General features: G+C 38.6%; 18 protein-coding genes and 1 tRNA gene. 8 read left to right on the top strand and 11 right to left on the bottom strand.

Annotation, left to right across the window (positions count from 1 at the left end):
* Window positions 1-58: 58 nt before the first annotated feature.
* On the bottom strand, window positions 59-2,005 hold the full coding sequence (locus tag PLEUR7319_RS37850) for an SBBP repeat-containing protein (RefSeq protein ID WP_019504293.1): 1,947 nt from the start codon (window positions 2,003-2,005) through the stop codon (window positions 59-61).
* A gap of 776 nt (window positions 2,006-2,781) precedes the next feature.
* Here PLEUR7319_RS37850 and PLEUR7319_RS34425 point away from each other — a divergent pair.
* The 3 genes from PLEUR7319_RS34425 (at window position 2,782) to PLEUR7319_RS34420 (ending at window position 5,393) form a co-directional block, all read left to right on the top strand.
* Window positions 2,782-3,582, top strand: coding sequence for a class I SAM-dependent methyltransferase (locus PLEUR7319_RS34425; protein ID WP_019504292.1), 801 nt, complete (start codon window positions 2,782-2,784; stop codon window positions 3,580-3,582).
* Between the two features lie 427 nt (window positions 3,583-4,009).
* Window positions 4,010-4,153, top strand: coding sequence for a hypothetical protein (locus PLEUR7319_RS42530; RefSeq protein ID WP_237743526.1), 144 nt, complete (start codon window positions 4,010-4,012; stop codon window positions 4,151-4,153).
* Window positions 4,154-4,331: 178 nt separating this feature from the next.
* Window positions 4,332-5,393 (top strand): serine/threonine-protein kinase, encoded by a 1,062-nt coding sequence (locus tag PLEUR7319_RS34420; protein ID WP_019504291.1) that lies wholly within the window; start codon window positions 4,332-4,334, stop codon window positions 5,391-5,393.
* A gap of 131 nt (window positions 5,394-5,524) precedes the next feature.
* Here PLEUR7319_RS34420 and PLEUR7319_RS0105960 read toward each other — a convergent pair whose 3' ends face one another.
* From PLEUR7319_RS0105960 to PLEUR7319_RS0105930, 7 genes are all read right to left on the bottom strand, one after another.
* Window positions 5,525-6,811: a glutamyl-tRNA reductase gene (locus PLEUR7319_RS0105960; protein ID WP_019504290.1), complete on the bottom strand. Its 1,287-nt coding sequence runs from the start codon at window positions 6,809-6,811 to the stop codon at window positions 5,525-5,527.
* A 295-nt stretch (window positions 6,812-7,106) separates the two neighbouring features.
* Window positions 7,107-8,144 (bottom strand): class II fructose-bisphosphatase, encoded by a 1,038-nt coding sequence (gene glpX / locus PLEUR7319_RS0105955; RefSeq protein ID WP_026102339.1) that lies wholly within the window; start codon window positions 8,142-8,144, stop codon window positions 7,107-7,109.
* Between the two features lie 808 nt (window positions 8,145-8,952).
* Window positions 8,953-9,312 (bottom strand): DUF760 domain-containing protein, encoded by a 360-nt coding sequence (locus tag PLEUR7319_RS0105950; protein WP_019504288.1) that lies wholly within the window; start codon window positions 9,310-9,312, stop codon window positions 8,953-8,955.
* An 85-nt stretch (window positions 9,313-9,397) separates the two neighbouring features.
* Window positions 9,398-9,925, bottom strand: coding sequence for an SMC-Scp complex subunit ScpB (gene scpB, locus PLEUR7319_RS0105945; RefSeq protein WP_019504287.1), 528 nt, complete (start codon window positions 9,923-9,925; stop codon window positions 9,398-9,400).
* A gap of 42 nt (window positions 9,926-9,967) precedes the next feature.
* Window positions 9,968-10,780, bottom strand: coding sequence for a bifunctional hydroxymethylpyrimidine kinase/phosphomethylpyrimidine kinase (thiD, locus tag PLEUR7319_RS0105940; protein WP_019504286.1), 813 nt, complete (start codon window positions 10,778-10,780; stop codon window positions 9,968-9,970).
* Between the two features lie 17 nt (window positions 10,781-10,797).
* A complete protein-coding gene (ftsZ, locus tag PLEUR7319_RS0105935; protein ID WP_371265393.1) occupies window positions 10,798-11,967 on the bottom strand; it encodes a cell division protein FtsZ in 1,170 nt (389 codons plus the stop codon).
* A gap of 346 nt (window positions 11,968-12,313) precedes the next feature.
* A complete protein-coding gene (locus tag PLEUR7319_RS0105930) occupies window positions 12,314-13,084 on the bottom strand; it encodes a cell division protein FtsQ/DivIB (RefSeq protein WP_019504284.1) in 771 nt (256 codons plus the stop codon).
* Window positions 13,085-13,545: 461 nt separating this feature from the next.
* Here PLEUR7319_RS0105930 and ctpC point away from each other — a divergent pair, with 461 nt between their 5' ends.
* Window positions 13,546-14,841 (top strand): carboxyl-terminal processing protease CtpC, encoded by a 1,296-nt coding sequence (gene ctpC / locus PLEUR7319_RS0105925; RefSeq protein WP_019504283.1) that lies wholly within the window; start codon window positions 13,546-13,548, stop codon window positions 14,839-14,841.
* A 33-nt stretch (window positions 14,842-14,874) separates the two neighbouring features.
* Here ctpC and PLEUR7319_RS0105920 read toward each other — a convergent pair whose 3' ends face one another.
* Complete coding sequence (locus PLEUR7319_RS0105920; protein WP_019504282.1) at window positions 14,875-15,081, bottom strand: hypothetical protein; 207 nt, start codon at window positions 15,079-15,081, stop codon at window positions 14,875-14,877.
* Between the two features lie 69 nt (window positions 15,082-15,150).
* Window positions 15,151-15,267, bottom strand: a complete 117-nt coding sequence (locus tag PLEUR7319_RS0105915; RefSeq protein WP_019504281.1) for a photosystem II reaction center protein I — start codon at window positions 15,265-15,267, stop codon at window positions 15,151-15,153.
* A 301-nt stretch (window positions 15,268-15,568) separates the two neighbouring features.
* Here PLEUR7319_RS0105915 and gcvT point away from each other — a divergent pair, with 301 nt between their 5' ends.
* The gene (gcvT, locus tag PLEUR7319_RS0105910; RefSeq protein WP_019504280.1) at window positions 15,569-16,687 is read left to right on the top strand and encodes a glycine cleavage system aminomethyltransferase GcvT; all 1,119 of its coding nucleotides are present in this window, start codon (window positions 15,569-15,571) and stop codon (window positions 16,685-16,687) included.
* 42 nt (window positions 16,688-16,729) lie between these two features.
* Here the strand turns inward: gcvT and PLEUR7319_RS0105905 are convergent.
* A tRNA-Ser gene (locus PLEUR7319_RS0105905) sits at window positions 16,730-16,816 on the bottom strand.
* A 126-nt stretch (window positions 16,817-16,942) separates the two neighbouring features.
* Between PLEUR7319_RS0105905 and PLEUR7319_RS0105900 the strand changes: the two genes are divergently transcribed.
* From PLEUR7319_RS0105900 to PLEUR7319_RS0105890, 3 genes are all read left to right on the top strand, one after another.
* Window positions 16,943-17,311, top strand: a complete 369-nt coding sequence (locus PLEUR7319_RS0105900; protein WP_019504279.1) for a 2Fe-2S iron-sulfur cluster-binding protein — start codon at window positions 16,943-16,945, stop codon at window positions 17,309-17,311.
* A gap of 270 nt (window positions 17,312-17,581) precedes the next feature.
* Entirely contained in the window at window positions 17,582-18,142 is a 561-nt protein-coding gene (locus PLEUR7319_RS34415) for a thermonuclease family protein (protein WP_019504278.1), read from the top strand.
* Window positions 18,142-18,969: an inositol monophosphatase family protein gene (locus PLEUR7319_RS0105890; protein ID WP_019504277.1), complete on the top strand. Its 828-nt coding sequence runs from the start codon at window positions 18,142-18,144 to the stop codon at window positions 18,967-18,969. Before PLEUR7319_RS34415 ends, PLEUR7319_RS0105890 begins: the two co-directional genes overlap by 1 nt.
* Window positions 18,970-18,975 lie beyond the last annotated feature (6 nt).

The raw sequence follows: 18,975 nt of genomic DNA, 5'->3' as shown, positions 1-18,975 counted from the left end.
AGCTTAATGAAGAAAGAATAAATTCTCTACCTCACTATTAATCCATAATCGTTAAAGTTTAGCCTATTAAGTCTAAATCTGTTGCTGAGAGTTGAGCCAACCAAGCATCGATAGACCCTGCATTAGATGCACCGAGAGAACCTTCTGTATATCCGCTCAGGAATATATCGTTATTATGACCAGTGGCAATATCTAGAGCACGCTCATCCTCGGCTGTTCCAAATTGTACAACTTCCAGCAGATTGCCATTACTGTCAAGCTTAGCCGACCAAGCATCTTCTCCTCCAGCATTATCTCCTGGGAAATAGCCATCCGTAACCCCTCCGATGAAAATCTCATCATTGTCATTAATATCAATACTAAAAGGGGTATCAGACCCAGCACTACCAAACTGTTCAATCCACAATTGGTTGCCATTGGTGTCGTACTTTGCTACCCAAGTGTCATATAACCCTTCATTAGTACCCTCTAGGTCCCCTAGAGTAAATCCGGTAGTATAGAAATTTCCCTCACTGTCAATGGCAGCACCCCTAGCAAAATCAAAGTCGCTGGTACCAAATTGGGTAGTCCAGAGTTGATTCCCATCCTCATCGTACTTGGCTATCCAAGTGTCATATAAGCCGGCATTGGTTCCTCCTAGGTCTCCAATAGTCCAACCAGTCAGGAAAATATTGTCTTCACTGTCAGTGGCAACGCCGAATAATTCGTCAAATTCAGGTGTTCCAAATTGCCTTCTCCACAATTCGTTTCCATCATTGTCAAACTTGATTACCCAGGGATCGGGACCCTCGCCTGCATTAGATCCTGCCAAGTCACCCAGAGTATATCCTCCCTGAATAACATTGTCTGAAGTGTCGACTGCTAGACTACTTCCAAAGGAATTATCACGGTCGCTAGTGCCAAACTGCTCAATCCATTGCTGTTCACCATTTTCGTTAAACTTGGCTACCCAAGCATCATTTCCTCCAGCAGCTGTTCCTCCCAAATCACCAGTAGTGACTCCCGAAGCAAAAAAATTGTCGTTGCTATCGACCGCAACACTAAAAGCAGTTTCAGCAGAGGAAGTTCCAAACTGGTTGATGAACATTTGGTCGCCATCCTCGTCAAACTTAGATATCCAAACATCATTTCCTCCAGCATTAGGTGCGGCTAAGTCACGAGAGGTTCCTCCTACCTGATAGAGATCGCCGCTACTGTCGATAGCAATATCACCACCATTACTAGTCGCTATGCCAAAGGAAAAGTCAATACCTGGAGTGCCAAACTGTTCGATCTGGGGTAGCACTGGATCTGACGATGGAGGAGTATCTACAAATTCAAAATAGCTTTCTGCAAGATTGAGATTTAAATCTCCAGCAACGATGCCGATGATATCCAATGCAGGATCATCAAGAGATGTTGAGGTTTCATCAATCTCATCTTGATTATTGCTTCGGATTAGAGCCGTTACAGTTGTGATTCCCATTTCTTGAACTACGGCTTCCATCTCTTCGACCATAGTTTCTAGAACAGAAAACTCGGAAAACTCATCAAATAGAGAGTTGACATTAATTACTCTCAAGAAGTAATCATCAGCTGAGCCATTTAGCTGAATAGTATCCTCTGCGGGGTCGAAATCCGTAATAAATGCGAAATCTTCTGCACCTAAACCCTGGTAATAAACTTTATTTGCGTCCCCAAGACGAAATGTATCCTCATCAGGGTTGACACTAGTTCCAACCCCGTCAGTTTGTTCATCAGTTTCTTCGAAACCACCGACAAATAAATCTAATTCTCCTTGACCTGGATTGTCGGCAGCAGGATCAACAGCAAGAAAAACATCATTACCAGTACGACCAACCATTAAGTCTCCCAATATTGGGTTTTCAGGATCGCTATTTAAAACGCTGACAGGCGATCCTATAACGAAGTCATTTCCGGGGCTAGCAAACCTTAGGTTAAAAAAATCAATAAGTATTTCCAGTTGTTCGTCAGATATCATTTGCATTTGTTCATCAGAAGTCATTTGCGTTTATCCTCCAGATATCATTGAGACAAGTAGACAGAGCAAAATAAATCTAACTAAGTTATTAAACATCGAGCTAGAGAGAGTATTACCTCAATAACTAATGATTTTAACTAGTTAAACTTGTATATTTCGCATTAATAAATAAGTATAAAACTATAATTTTTAAATGTATTTAAAGATTCAAAATAGATATTTCCAAGTTTTCTAAAGTTTCAGAAAAGTATTTGACGTTTCTTCAAAAAATTTGTAAGCATTTTATTTATTTTCACTAATTATAGAAGAGTATTTTATGTCAATTCTGATACAGAATTTTTAATTGAAAAATGTTGTCTATTTTACGAATAGCTTAAAAACTATTATTGTTGGCACCAGTCAGTTATCAAGTAGTTAATCCGAGTAATGTTAAGTTTTTTTTAACAGGCTAAAAACTAGATGATGCTCGATCATTATACATTTATCAATGTCTTAATAATCACTTTTGAGAACGTCTTAAAAGTATTTTTTACCTTAATTATAGTAAAATTTGCCGAATAAACCCGATACAACAACAATTTTATTTTCTACGTATTCAATCCAATTATCAGGTAATAAAATTTACTTTATATACAACTTTTACAGTATAAACTTAGTTAATAAAAATATTAACTAAGTTTATACTGTATTGATAATCTCTTGGCAACAGATAAGGAGCTAAAGAAGTTATAAACTAATCTGATAGGTAAATGTAAAATTAATTAAAGTAAATCGAAAAAAAATTAATTGCAAATAGCTAAATGACTTTATACAATTCTATTGGTCAAGGATACAATTGCACCCGCCAGGCAGATCCGAGAATAGTTGAGCAATTAGTTAACTTGTTAGATTTACCCCCTGAAAAAGTGATTGCTGATGTTGGTGCAGGAACGGGAAATTATACAGGTGCGATCGCTAATCTTGGATATCAAGTTATAGCGATCGAACCATCAGAAATGATGCAAACTCAAGCAAAGCCTCATCCTCAAGTTACTTGGATCACTGCTGTAGCGGAGAAAATTCCCTTAGCCGATAATGCTGTTGATGGAGCAATAGTTATGTTGGCTCTACACCATTTTAGTGACCTAACTGCAGGAATTAGAGAAATTAATCGCATTGTGGCAAACGGCAAGATTGTCATTTTTGCCTTTGAACAAAGTAAAATTGCCGATTTTTGGTTAACTGATTATTTTCCCTACTTTATTCGTGATACTTTGGAGACTTTTCCTGACACCAAAGCGATTGGCGAAGCCACCTCCCTTCAGAAGATCGCCAAAAATATTCATCGAATTACTCAAAAAAAGGTGAAAGTGCTTCCTTTTTTACTCCCTGCTGATTTGAAGGATTTATTTGCTGCTGCGGGATGGTGCAAACCAGAAATTTATTTAAATCCAGATGTCCGTAACGGAATTTCTACTTTCTCTAAAATGCCACTAGACGAACTTGAGTTGGGGATCAAGAAACTTACTGCCGACCTCGATAATGGAGTTTGGGAACTTAGATATGGTCAAGTGACCTCCTCCCAGACTGATTGCTTCGCAATACAGTCTGGGCTTCCCTAGACTCACGACTAGGTTTTCCTGGTTGTTTTCTCTTTCAAGATCTTGCACCACTTATCTAGATATGAAAAAAATCACACCCCCGACAGATCGATTGCCCAGGCAGTTTCCGTTCCGCATAGTCCGTGCGTACAGTTTTTAGAATGTCTCCTTCTTACAAAAATTGCTCATGGGGGAAACCCCCAAGACCGCATTTTTCGCTTATTACGGCAAACATTTTACACAGCTACCGAGTCTCCAATCGAGACTATTTCTTAGCTGTAACCCTATATGTTTGATTTTCAAGGTGCTGCCAATTTTAGTTTTTTGTTTTACTACCGATGTTCGGATATTGGCATCCCATTCATACGCTCTAGAACTATCTTACAACAACTGAAACCCTTGCTATATAAAGATTACATGAATATCAACTTAACCAGTTATAAACAAAATGCCAGCCCACGATTCATGCGGCAAAGCGTTGGCGGGGGAACCCCGCTTAAAGCTATTGCCATCCCGATACCAAACCCTGCATCCTTGGGGCTATGGTGTGGGGCTTCTCGCGGGGGATGCTAAAACAGCAATCAGAGTATGATGCTGTTTATCGAACCATAGTTGTTGAAGCTGAAGACGACTAGGTGAGGATTTTAAGCCCGATAGTATCATGTTCTAGAAAGACTACAATGAAACTTTGTATTCTGTTTTATAGAATCGATAATTTACGTCTACTAAACTTAAAAAGTATTTTTGTGTAAATAATATCAATACCTTAAATGAACGGTAAATTATTTAGTAGTAACTACCGTATTCTAAAAACCCTTGGTCAAGATAAGTTTAGCGAAACTTTTTTAGCGCAAGATCACAGATTGCTGTCTCATCGTCGCTATGTAATTAAAAAATTTAGACCAATTTTAGGTAATCTTCAAGGACAAGCTACTAAACTAGGTTTTTACCAAGAGGCTAGTGTTCTCAAGCGTTTAAGTGGAGATAGTTGCCAAATTCCTCGACTTTATGAGTATTTTATGGATGGAGAAGATTTTTACTTAGTTCGAGAATGGATTCCAGGCATTACGTTAGAACAAAAAATACGGCAACAAGGCAGATTAGCAGAAACTGAAGTCAAAAATGTTTTGAGCAGTATTTTATCTGTTTTGAAATATATTCATAGCTATGGTATTGTTTATCGCGATCTTAAGCCGAGTAGTATTGTTTTACGCCAGGTTGATTGGCTGGGAAAGCTTAGAGGGAGAAATTTAGTTCCCGTACCAATCTATTTTAGTGGTGTTAAAGAATTGGCAAAAGAAAAAATAAGTGTAATTCAGAATAGCTTTTATGTCTTAGCAAAACAAAAGGAGTACATTCCTCCAGAACAAGAACGAGGCAAATCTGTCTATGCAAGCGATCTTTACAGTTTGGGATTAACTGCAATTTTCATGTTGACAGCAAAAACTCCCTCAGAATTAGAATTTGACTACTCCATTAATCGAATGATGTGGCAAGGTGAGGCTTCTGAGTTAAAAACTAACCTTGTAAGAATAATTGATCGGGCGATTTGCCCCAGTCCTCAAGCTCGCTTTGCTAGTGCAGAAGAAATGCTGCAAGCCTTACATTCCCAGTTGGTACTAATTCCCAGATCTGTTGAAAATCAACCAACCAAAAAATTCTGGTCTAACTCTGCAATTTTTAACTCAGAAATCAAAGTTACCTTAATCTTATTTTTATTGGCGTTAGGAATAATCGGAATCTTCTTTAGCTTTTTAAATTTCGATTTTACTCAATTAATTGAAAATTACAATTGGGAATTGGAGTCGCAAGAAGTAGATCGAAAAAATTAAAACTCGCTTTGTTCGACAGCATAATGCTAAATCAGGAAAAACCGATTGGTCAAAATATTGACATAAAAAGCGCGACTCAAAAAAATTAATGAGCCGCGTTTTTTCGATAAAAATTTTCAACCTAGTAGAAATTAACTATATTGTTCTTCTGTATCCAAATCAAACAACATTTGTAAAGAACGTAAACAATGACGACGAGCCTCGATATCTTGTTGAGCTCTTAACTGCACCATCGGTTCGTGAAGAATTTTGTTGACAATTCCTCTGGTCAAGGCCTCAATTACTTCTTGATGCTTTTCGGCAAACTCAGAACCAAGACGGGATAGAGCTTTTTCCATTTCTTGCTCGCGAATATTTTCTACTTTGCTTCGCAAACAGCTAATAGTGGGAACAGTTTCCAGCGATCGCCACCATAAAATATAGTTAGCAACTTCCTCTTCAATAATCCCTTCAGCTTCTTGTGCCATTCGGCGACGACTTTCATGATTTGCTGCCACCACTGCTTTAAGATCGTCAACATTGAAAGCATTAACACAGCCAATATCATTGACATCCGCCGCAATATTACGGGGTACAGAAATATCCACTAGCATGAGGGGTTTATCTAAGACAAGATGAGCTTCTAATTTTTCCCGATGTAATATCGGTTCAGTTGCCCCTGTACTAGTAAAGACAAGATCAGATGTAGCGATCGCTTCCATCATCTCGCTAATGGGATAAATTTTTAGATTTGCTTTGGCAAACTTATCACAGAGTTTTTGCGCCCGTCTATGAGAACGATTGACAATGGAAATATTGGTTACGCCCTTAGAAAGCATATGCTTGACTAGTAGGCAAGCCATCTTACCAGCGCCAATGATCGTAATGCTATAGGAAGGAAGATTTTCAACCTTGGTGTAAACTAACTCCACGGCAGCAGAACTAATCGAAACTGCTCCTGTCCCAATACTGGTTTCACTACGAACTCTTTTTCCCGTAGAAATAGCCTGTTTAAACAAACGGTCTAATAATCGTCCTAAACCTTTATATTTTTGTCCTAGTTTATGAGTGTTTTTAACCTGAGCTAAGATTTGTCCTTCCCCTAAGACTAAACTTTCTAGCCCAGCAGAAACCCGCATCAAATGACGCAGAGCATCTTCCCTAAGAAGAGTAAACAGATTAGGACGAAGTTGCCTCAGAAGCATCTGAGCTTTATCAGCCAAGAACTGACTAATTTCTTTAACCCCTTGCTCAATATTTGTAGCAACACCATAAATCTCTAGACGATTACAGGTACTAATAATGGCTATTTCTTGGATATGGGGATAGCTACGCAGCGTGGCGATCGCCTCCTCGATTTGAGCTTCTGGGATACTCAATTTTTCCCTTACTTCCACAGAAGCAGTTTTGTGACTTAAACCAACAACAACAATATTCATTTTTTTTGGCAAATTTTGCTTCAACTAAATTGCTTAAAATATGAATCAAAGCAAAAGGTTCTCTATACTCTAAAATTACCTATCAACAAAGCTTTCTATTCAAAAATTGTCAAGAAAAAGGCAAAAGCAAAAGTTTTTCCTTTTACTTCATGCCTTTGACTTGAGAAAATCATATATTCTGACAGTACTAATCTCACAGGGCAAAATTGCCTAGTTTCTCAATCTAGTCTCTAGATCCTAAATCGGAGTTGTTGACAATTAATTCCCTGCACTTATTTACATTAATACTTAAAGTTTAGTTTAATTGTAAAGACTTAGGTTGGTCAAACATATGCACTGTATCAACAAAGCGTGCAGTCATAGACTGTGAGGAAATTACCAGACTTTGAGTTCTGGCACCGCCTTTAAAGAAACGAACACCATTCATTAAAGTTCCTGGAGTAATACCACAAGCAGCAAATAAAACCGTTTCGCCAGCAGCCAATTCTTCCGCGTTGTATACTTTGTCTGGATCGTTGATACCCATTTCGGCTAATCTTGCCAGATTGCTTTCTTTACTTTCACCAATTAGACCAGTCTTAACCACGGCAGGGTCGTAGATCAATTGTCCTTGGAAATGTCCCCCCAAACAACGCATTGCAGCAGCGGAAATTACTCCTTCAGGTGCAGCCCCGATACCCATCAAGGCGTGAATGTTTGTACCAGAGAAAGCACAAGAAATAGCAGCAGATACATCACCGTCGCTGATTAATCTAACTCGCGCGCCAGCGTCACGAATTTCTTTAATCAGATCATTGTGACGAGAACGATCCATGACTACTACTACCAGTTCTTCAACAGAGCGGTTGAGACAGTCAGCCAGAATTCTTAGGTTTTCGGTAGCAGATTTATTGATGTCTACATGACCTCTAGCGGCTGGTGGTGCTGCTAATTTCTTCATGTAAAAGTCTGGTGCTGCAAACAATCCGCCTTTTTCAGAGATCGCCAACACTGCCATAGAACCATTTTGTCCATAGGCAACCAAATTAGTTCCCTCACACGGATCGACAGCAATATCAATCTCAATCAGCTCGTCTGGGTTACAATAGCTCTTAGCATCAGGACGAGTACAAATACCTACTTCTTCACCGATATAGAGCATGGGAGCATCATCTCGTTCTCCTTCCCCGATTACGATCCGACCACGCATATTAATCTTATTCATGCGCTCGCGCATCGCTTCTACTGCTACCTCATCAGCAGTATCCTTTTCGCCTTTACCCATCCACTTAGCAGAGGCTACGGCAGCTTGTTCTACTACCTCAATGATTTCTAAACCGAGGGTATTTTCCAGCAAGGTCTTCCTCCCTAATTGCTTATTTTTTTTATAAATTTTTTTCAAAAGCTTGATGCCCACTCAAGTCACAGATTACCAGAGATAGGTATCCATCTGATATTTATTAAGATTTAATAACTCTTGATCCATGGCATAGTGATTTGTTTAGATATCTTAAGTTACCTTGTCAATTAAGTTATTAAGATATACGAATCAACTTTGAAAAAATAATGAGCTTTTCGCTATCAAGTAGGTATTTTATTATATTTTGGAGCTAAAAAAGCTATATTTATTGCCTCTAGCAAAGTTTGCTGTCAGATTTACCACTCCATCTTCTTGAGTCTTGAAAGTTATGACTGTAGAGACTGAGCTTTAACAGTAATCCCCAAAGTACAAACCTGAAATATATCAGATTAAACTCAGGTTACGGCATCAACTGCGGAGAGGATACTAATATTGTTAATAAAATATTTAGTTCAATTAGTAAAGAGTAGATTTAAAGTTAATCTGAACAGGTATAAACGTTTAAGATTCTAAACTTACTAAAACTGAACCCAAGCAAATGACACCTAATGAATTATTGACTCTAGTTATTCTACTTAGCCCTGGAATGGCTTTATCGGTTTTAATTATGCTGACTTTTTCTAAGGGGGGCTAGATAATAAATATTTTTCAATCAAATCCATCGGTCAATAGCCTAAGAGCTTGACTTGAATTACCTGACACACATTCTTATTCAGGAGACTATTTAAGATTTAGATAGCAGTTATTTTAGATAGCAATTAGCATAAAAAACGTAGCAGTAGTGATTTCTGTTCTAACTTGATTATGATTCGGGTAATTCGTCTGTAAGAGAATGATTAGAAGTAGAGGATGAATCAGTTAGGCTTTCTTCTAAATCCATTCTCTTTTCCATCTGACATAAAAAATAGCCGGTCATCATAGCCGAAGCCAGAAGATGAGCTAGATTTTCTCGGTCAGTAGTTACTTTAACGTTAAAATCTCCAGTTGGTAGCATTCCCACCAACCCTTGTACGTTTTGAGAAATTATCTGTTTGACATCTGGACTAGCAGATTGGGCAATCTGTGCCAGCACCTCGGGGTGTTGCTGACGCAAGTACTGCATCAGCGTGTTGTAGTTTTGCTCTTGTTGTTCAGAATTTAAAAAATCAAAGTTAAATATCATTCGTTACCCAAATATGGATGTACGCTGCTTCTACTTTGACACAATTATGGTGAAAACCGCTAGAGAAAAGTAGAAGTTAAAATAGCTAGGATATAGCCATATTACTGATTTCAAAGTATTGATGGAATTTATTAGTCACCTCTAACCAATAGGAGCGACCATCAACCTGTTCCCGTTTGCGAATAAAGCCTAATTTTACTAATTCAGCAACCTGTTGATAAGCACTGCTACCGCGTAGGTCAATCAGTTCCGTCTGTAATATGGGGTTTTTTAAAGCTACTGCTGCCAAAGTCCTTAGTGCTCCTTTACCTAGTTCTGCCGGTATTAGTTCTTGAAGAAAATGTTCATACTCATTTTTTAGTTGTAAGCTATAACCTGCTGCTGTTTCCAGTATTTCTAAGGCACTTTCTCGATGGGCATAGTCATTCATCAATTCGATCAAAGCATCCTCTATCAATTCACGATAGTCTTCACTAAGTTTTGGTGAAGGTTTGCCTTCTGATATTTTCCCCGGTCCTGTAGATTGGTGATTGAGACAGGTAATGATTTCTTCGATAGAAAGTGGTCTTCCTTTGATGTATAAAATTGCTTCAATTTCTGTGGCTAATCTCAATGATTTAATCCTAAATAAACATATAAAAAAATATCAAAGTTTTTATGCTTGAGAATTTAAGGTTAATAAAGGGAAAAAATGACCTATTGGACCATTCCCGGCACCAATATCTAAAGAATGTTCTAAAGCATTAGTAACGTATTTTTTGGCAGCGACTACTGCCGACCATAAGTCTTTACCTAAAGCTAAATTGGCACAGATTGCTGCTGAAAGGGTACATCCTGTACCGTGAGTATTTTTAGTTTTAATAACTTTTTCTGATAACGTTCTGATTTCTGTACCGTCGTACCAAACGTCTCTGCCTCGATCATTACCTGATAGTCCTCCACCTTTTGCCAGAACCACAGTACTTCCGAAACTTTCCTGAATTATGACCGCAGCTTGTTTTAAGTCTTCAATAGTATTTATAGTCAAACCACTTAAAATTTGAGACTCATAAAGATTAGGAGTGATAATTAACGCCTGAGGGAGCAGCAGGTTTTGTATACTGGCGATCGCATCATCATCAATTAACTGCACTCCTGTACGAGAAACCATAACTGGATCGACAACTAATTGCTTAAAAGCAAACTTCTGTATTTGTTGGGCAACAACTTCAATAATGTCACGGTTTAATAACATTCCTGTCTTCAAGGAGTTGATTTTAAAATCTGTCCCAACTGCCTCGATTTGTGATCTAACCACCGCAGCATCCATTGCTTGAACTTGAGTTACACCGACAGTATTTTGAGCCGTAACACAAGTGATTGCACTGGCTCCATGAATACAATGAAGGGCAAAAGTTCGCAAATCTGCTTGAACTCCTGCCCCTCCGCCACTATCAGAACCAGCAATAGTTAGAGCTATTTGAGTCATAAATCTACGCTGTAAATTTAATTCTTAGGAAAACGTCGACGTTGTAAAAAATCAGGAATTTCAATCCGACTGCGATCGCTTTCTCTGGTTCTACTTCTGTCTGGCTGTGACATGGCATTCATAGAGGGAAAAACACTTCTAGGTTCTGCTTGAGGTTCTTCTAGCTCAAAATCTTCTGTTCCTTCGGCATCGAAACCAGTAGCAATGACCGTAATTCGCACTTCTCCATCCATGCTCTCATCAATCACGGCTCCAAAAATAATATTGGCATCCTCATCAACCACTTCATAGATACTATCTGCTGCTGCATTTACTTCATGCAGAGTAAGATCGTAACCCCCCGTAATATTTATTACTACGCCTTTGGCACCATGGATCGATGCCTCAAGTAAGGGAGAAGAGACCGCAGCTATAGCTGCTTCTCTGGCACGAGATTTTCCGGACCCCATGCCAATTCCCATTAATGCTGAACCAGCATCTGCCATAATTGCTCTAACATCGGCAAAGTCAACGTTGATTAAACCAGGAATAGTAATAATATCCGATATTCCTTGCACACCCTGACGCAGGACATCATCAGCAACACCAAAAGCCTCCTGTACGGGAGTTTCCGGGGAAATAACCGACAACAACTGATTATTAGGGATTACAATTAAGGTATCAACCCGACTGCGAAAGGCATCTATTCCTTTTTCAGCCTGTTTAGTACGTCTTCTACCTTCAAAAGTAAAAGGACGAGTTACAACTCCCACGGTCAAACAGCCCATCTCTTTGGCTACTTCTGCCGCGATCGGAGCAGCTCCTGTACCCGTACCACCTCCCATCCCAGCGGTAATAAATACTAAATCAGTATTTTCTAAGGCATGGGCTAGTTCATCTCGTGACTCTTCAGCCGCTTTTTGACCAATAGCTGGATTACCTCCCGCACCCAAGCCCCTAGTAATTTTTTGTCCAATTTGCAACTTTTGGGGAGCTTGAGCGTTGTTTAAAGCTTGAGCATCAGTATTTATCGCCCAAAATTCAATTCCTGATACTTGACTTTCAATCATACGGTTAACTGCATTGCAGCCACCGCCGCCCACTCCCATTACTTTGATTTTGGCGACATTACTAGGCACTATTTTATTACTCCTAATTTCTTCTTTGGGAATCTGAGAACTATTGTTACCTCTAAAAGGCATTCCCATTCCACCTCCTAATGAATTAGTTCCTAAAGCCAAGGATAAATCAGAATTATAGTTAATTTCATTGTTAAAGGTATGAACGAGTTTTTTCTCTAAAGACATGGGGATATATCAAAGTTTCCGCTTAGGTTTTCTTATATATAATTTAGCTTGGCAGTTTGGCTCCACTAATTATCATCCAAGTAATTTAATCCGTATAAAATATTAAAGTTTTTGTAATTATTAAACATATAAATTTAACTATCCTCCAAAGAATTACTGATTAAGAAGTCCAAGGGACAAGAAAACTCAGGGCAAACACTTATATTAAGCAATATTTTGCTGTAGTTACTCTCAAAATTCACTGTTATTAGTACTTTTGAATTAGATTGATCTCAGGATTACTTAAGTCTATATAAGCAATTTTGCTGCGTTCAAGATAAGTTGGTAAATTTCGCAATTTAAGCATGATTTTAAATTGCTGTTTTAATCTTGATAAATCTGAGCCTAAAAATACCATTCCCAGTTTGGTATGCAGAAATAAACTACCTGACTGATTCCACCGCACTTCATCAATTTCTAGTTCTGGGTAGAGGGATATTAGTTGATAAATACTACTCCATGACTTTTGATACTGTGGCTGATAATTGATTACCTTAAGTTTGGGTAGAGCAAAATCAGTATTTACATGAGCATAAAATTCCTGAGCAATCCATTCACCCTGACTATCCAAAAAACCGACATTTCCTTGAGATGAAGCTAAGGCAATAGGCACTCTTTCTTGAAGAGAAATTATTAAAGCTGGTGGAAGGAGTTGTTTATTTAGCTTGGCAGTGGCAATTGAAGGAACAGACTCAATCTTTTGGGTTAAATTCAATTCGTTTAAGGACCAAATAGATTTCGGATAAGATAAATCCAAAGCGGTAAAAACAGTATTTTCACTAACTAACTTGTCGCCAGTAATGTGAATTTGAGATTCATGTTTAATTTGCCAATATGGAGAAATAACTATCAAACAGAGGCTAATGGCACAGCCAATGACTAAACAGGAACGCCACACAGCAATTCGATGTAGTTGATTGTCTTGTCTAGCAACTATATCGAGCTTATGCTCAAGTTGAGATCGAGGAAACGTACTCATAACAGCAATTTTAAATTTGAAATCAATACATTTACAGTTATTGTTTATCTTTTTACCGCTAACTAATAATCTAGATGATTTCTATCTGGATTTTGCTCCCCAGGCTAAACAACCAAAGAATTAGAGTTTGCTGGGGAAACTAATACTAACTGTTTTATTAGTTCAATTGCCATTAAAATGTAATTAATATTCTATTAAAGGAGGAGGTTGTTCCTGACCTTTAATTAAGACAGACCAAACTTGGCTTGTTAAAGACATCATCAAAAATCCAGAATGCTTTTGAGATTTGATGATTTTTATAATTTTTTTAAGAAGAATCCAACTGTCAATTGTGAAGTTCTCACATCCCTAACATAATTAGCTAAACAAGTCACATATGGTAGATTAAACTTTGACTATGGGGGCTAGTGGAATTTTACTCACCAAACGGTAACTATTGTAATTATTATATTTTTGGGCTTATGTTAACTACGAAACGAAGACTAATCTTAGGCACAACTGCTGTAGCTTTATCAACAGTTGCAGTTACTGGAGCGGGAATTCACTTATCTCAGAGTCAAGCTTTAATTCAAAGTGGTCCTAAAGAGACTGTTGATGAAGTTTGGCAAATTATTAATCATCAATATGTCGATACAACATTTAACGATACTGATTGGCTCAAAATACGTCAAGAATATGTTAATGATGCATCTTACAATAGCAATGAGGATGCCTATAAAGCAATTCGCAAGATGTTGGGTGAATTAGAAGATCCTTACACACGCTTTATGGACCCTGAAGAATTTCAAAATATGCGGATTGATACTTCTGGTGAATTGACTGGAGTGGGAATTCAAATTGCTAAGGATGAAGAATCAGATCGACTTTTGGTCATTGCTCCAATTGAAGATACACCAGCCTTCGAAGCGGGGATCTTAGCTCAGGACTTAATTGTTAAGATTGACGGCACTGATACCAAAGGGATGGAAGTTAACGATGCAGTAAAGCTAATTAGAGGAGAACGGGGCAGCAAAGTTACTCTCACGATTGATCGTAATGGCAAAGAGAGCGACTATGATATTATTCGCGAAAAAATTGAAATTCATCCTGTAAGAGCTCATATCCGAGATACTTCTGTTGGCAAAGTTGGTTATATTCGTCTGACTACCTTTAATGAATATGCTGCCAAAGATATGCAGAAAGCGATCAAACAACAGGAAAAAGAAGGTGTAGTAGGGTACGTCCTAGATTTACGCTCTAACCCAGGAGGTTTACTTTACTCCAGTATCAGTATCGCTCGTATGTGGCTAGAGGAAGGAACTATTGTTTCGACTGTAAATCGGAAAGGCGTTAGCGATCGCGAATCTGCTAAAAATAAAGCTTTAACTGATAAACCTTTGGTAGTTTTGGTTAATGAAGGCTCCGCCAGTGCTAGCGAAATTCTTTCAGGTGCTCTGCAAGATAACAAGCGAGCAACTTTGTTAGGAACCAAAACTTTTGGCAAAGGTCTAGTGCAGTCAGTTCGTCCTTTGGGGGATGGTTCAGGGCTGGCGGTAACTATTGCTAAATACCTTACTCCTAGTGGTCGAGATATTAATAAAGAGGGAATTCCCCCTGATGTGATTCTGGAGTTAAGTGAAGAACAGTTAGAGGAACTGTACGGTGGCGATCGCTCTGACCTGGGTACAGAGAAAGACCCTCAATTTGCTAAAGCGATCGATCTTTTGTCAGAAAACATTAAGGCTCAGCAACAGTCTGAACCCCAAGCTGCAAAGTAATTGGGTTGAAAAATTTAAAATTTAAATTATAAATTACTGAGGTTTACACTTTCCTGCTCGAATTAAACCTATTTTCTTGGCTATTGCTTCTTGTTCAGTTTCGTAAGCTCCCCACTGCTCTGATGTTTTTGGCTGATGAGTATCAAAATCGGCTATTTGGCAAGTTCCATCTTGCTGCTTAATTACATACCAAAATTTATCATTAGATTTCACTGTCGTGAGACTAAAATCGGTAATCATTAATTAAATAAAGAAGGGGCGAAGATTAACGCCCCATTTTTTGTTTGTATCAAGTGAACTAAAACAAAATTACTCCAAATCTTTGCGACCAGGATTACGAGAAGGATCGCTAGAGAGAAAGCCGAAAATAAATAGTCCGATAAAGAAAAACACGGTAATATAAACAACAATTTTGAGAGTAGCCATGTTATTTTTCTCCTAATAAATCTAAAAAAATGTTGACAAATAAATTGACTAACAGTGACAGTAGGCTCTAACGTCTCATTTATCCTCGAAAGGGAACGGTAGAGAAAGCTGTGACCAAATTATTAATTTGCGTTTTCGTTTCAGCATTAAACTTAGTAACTAAGAATGCAATTGCAAAGCGAAGACAGAGTTTAATCTCTGGAAACAAATAATTACGCGATTATTAAATCATACCCGAATACATTACCATAATTCGATTTCTCTCTTGGGACATCGATCTAAATAAACTCAGAAAAATTTCATGGCTAACTCCCAATCATCCGACTTATTACGCACTCCTTTATTCGATCTAGCTCAGGAACAACAGGCGAGATTTACCGCTTTCTCTGGCTGGGAAATGCCTGTGCAGTATTCAGGATTAAAACTAGAACACCAAGCAGTACGCTCTGGAGTAGGAATGTTTGATATTTCTCACATGGGTAAGTTTACCTTTGTAGGAGAAGATTTAATTGATACTTGGCAAGCTTTAGTGCCCTCGGATTTAAGCCGTTTAGAACCTGGTCAAGCTCAATATACTGTCTTACTTAATCCTCAAGGAGGGATCATCGACGATATTATTTTTTATTATCAAGGTGAACAAGCAACTACACAACAAGCTTTTGTGATCGTTAATGCAGGTACAACAGATAAAGATAAAGATTGGATTATAAGCCATCTGCAAAACAATTCCATAACAATGGCAGATATTTCTCGGCAGCAGGCTTTAATCGCTCTACAAGGTCCTAAGTCCACTGAAGTATTACAAGCCTTGATTAAAGAAGATTTGACAACAATGGCAGCTTTTACTCATAAGTCTGTGAATATCAATGGTCAATCTGCATTTATTGCTCGTACAGGCTATACGGGAGAAGATGGGTTTGAAATTATGAGCGAACCTGATGCAGCGCGGCAGTTATGGCAAAATTTTCTGGAAGTTGGAGTTACTCCTTGTGGTTTAGGAGCCAGAGATACTCTTCGTTTAGAGGCTGCTATGAGCCTTTATGGACAAGAAATCGATGAAACTACTACCCCTCTAGAAGCAGGTCTAGGTTGGTTGGTGCATCTTAACACCAAAGGTGACTTTATCGGACGCTCCGTATTAGAACAGCAGAAGACAGAGGGAATCAAGCGTCGTTTAGTGGGGTTAGAAATGTCAGGGAGATATATAGCCCGTCATGGCTATCGGGTGATGTTTGAGGGGCAACCAGTAGGAGAAGTGACTAGCGGTACATTAGCTCCTACAGTTGGCAAAGCGATCGCTCTGGCATATGTTCCTAAGCATCTAAGTAAACTAGGACAATCTTTAGAAATAGAAATTCGCGACAAAACCTATCCTGCCACAGTAGTAAAAAAACCTTTTTATCGTTCACCCCACAAGTAGATAATTATATTTTTTATCTGCTAAGAATGAATTAGTATTTGACGGAGAGGGAGGGATTCGAACCCTCGAACGAGTTACCCCGTTACAGCATTTCCAGTGCTGCGCCTTCGACCACTCGGCCACCTCTCCAGGCGACTACGGATACTAATTATACATGGTTAGCTGTTCTTGTCCAAGTTTTTAGTAATTCTTTTTTGCTGTAGACTGAAAATTGAATAATATAAACAGAATTTAACCAATATCTTTAATTAATTAATGAGCATAACTCACGTCGTTAAGGTTCGCGATCGCACGACTGGCAAGGTACACATCGTAGAAGTTCCTGAAGACCAATACATATTGCAAACTGCCGAACAACAAGATGCCCAATTACCTTTTTTATGTCGTAATGGTGCTTGCACTAGCTGTGCGGTAAAAGTTATTTCGGGAAAACTATATCAGCCTGAGGCAATGGGATTATCTCCCAAGCTCAAAGAACAGGGTTACGCTTTACTTTGTGTTAGCTATCCTCGCTCAGATTTAGAAGTGGAAACTCAAGAAGAAGACGAAGTATATCAAATGCAGTTTGGTCGTTATTTTGGCAGAGGAAAAGTTCGCTTTGGCTTACCTCTAGATGAGGATTAATACTAAATCCGTTTCCTATAGGTCACTTAAAAAATTGAGTAATAAGTAACGAGTAACGAGTAACGAGTAACAAGTATTGGTATTCTGATTTCAGGGTAAGACTTTTATGAAGAAATTAAACACTACCTTTGTTAATCGGATTTAGTATAAACTTCTGACAAAATTTAAAATCAGATTTGAGGATACCAATTTAAGAAATCTCTACAATTAACCACTGACAATTGATAACTAACCATTTATCTTGTTGATATTCTTCTCTTGAGTTCTAGAATGAACAAGATTAAGTTAATTATTTTTGGCTATTGCTTAACATTTTTATTGAGCTGTACTTCTGACTCTGGCAAGATAAATTTGCTTTCTGCTACCGTGACTAGGGTAGTTAGTGGTCAGACTATAGAGGTTGAATTGGCAGGAACATCAGAAGTTACTAAAGTGCGAATCATGGGGATTGATGCTCCAGATTTACGCCAGTCTCCTTGGGGAGAAGCAGCTCAACAGAGATTAGCTCATTTAATTATGCGATCGTCAATTAAGTTAGAAACAGATTTCTCAGAAATTGACCAACGGTCAGAGCAGGCTCCGTCGTCTTACGGCGGAGTAATCTCTGACCCCTATAATCGACTTCAAGCTCATGTGTGGCTCGAAGGAAATTTGATCAGTCAGCGATTAGTTAAAGAAGGATATGTATTGGCTAACACAAGATATCCTCACTTATATAGTAAGCTGCTTATAGACGCTCAAGAATATGCTCGATTAATGGGTTACGGTATCTGGAATCCCCAGCAAGCTATGCGCTATACTCCCAATCAATTTCGTTCAAATACTAAATAATGACTCAAACTGCTGTTGAACAACTACAAATATTTTTAGATGTGGCTACCGAATCAGTCCTGGCTGCGGGAGCTGTGTTAAAAGAACGTTGGGGTAAATTAAATAATATTCAAGAAAAAGGTCGTCCAGGTGACTTAGTAACTGAAGCCGATAAATTAGCAGAAGCAGAAGTTTTAAAAGTATTAAATCGCCATTTACCAGACCATCAAATTTTAGCCGAAGAATCAGGGGCTTTGGGCAATTCTAAGAGCGAATATCTGTGGGCAATCGATCCTTTAGATGGCACAACTAACTATGCTCATGGCTTTCCAGTTGCAGCAACTTCTGTAGGATTGTTGATTGATGGGATTCCCACTGTCGGCGCAGTATATAATCCTTTTAGCAATGAACTATTCCGTGCCGCAAAAGGTCTGGGAGCCACTTGTAATCGTCGCCCAATTCAAGTATCTCGGACAGCAGAATTAAGTAAAAGTCTTCTCATTACTGGCTTTGCTTACGATCGGCGAGAAACCACAGATAATAACTATGCTGAATTCTGCCACCTAACTCATTTAACTCAAGGAGTTCGTCGTCTTGGGTGTGCTTCGATGGATCTAGCAGGAGTAGCTTGTGGAAGATTGGATGGCTACTGGGAAAGAGGACTTCAACCTTGGGATATCACAGCAGGAATCGTGATTTTGGAGGAAGCAGGGGGCAAAGTTACTGCCTATGATGGTAGCCCTTTAGATATTAATTCGGGTCGTATTCTGGCTACTAATGGTTTAATTCATGACAGTTTAAGTCAAGCTCTATTAACAACTCCTGCCTTATCAGAGTGGAAATCATAGTTCAAT

Origin of the sequence: Pleurocapsa sp. PCC 7319, from assembly GCF_000332195.1 — a bacterium.
GTDB lineage: Bacteria > Cyanobacteriota > Cyanobacteriia > Cyanobacteriales > Xenococcaceae > Waterburya.
This window is presented reverse-complemented; position numbering and strand designations above follow the sequence as displayed.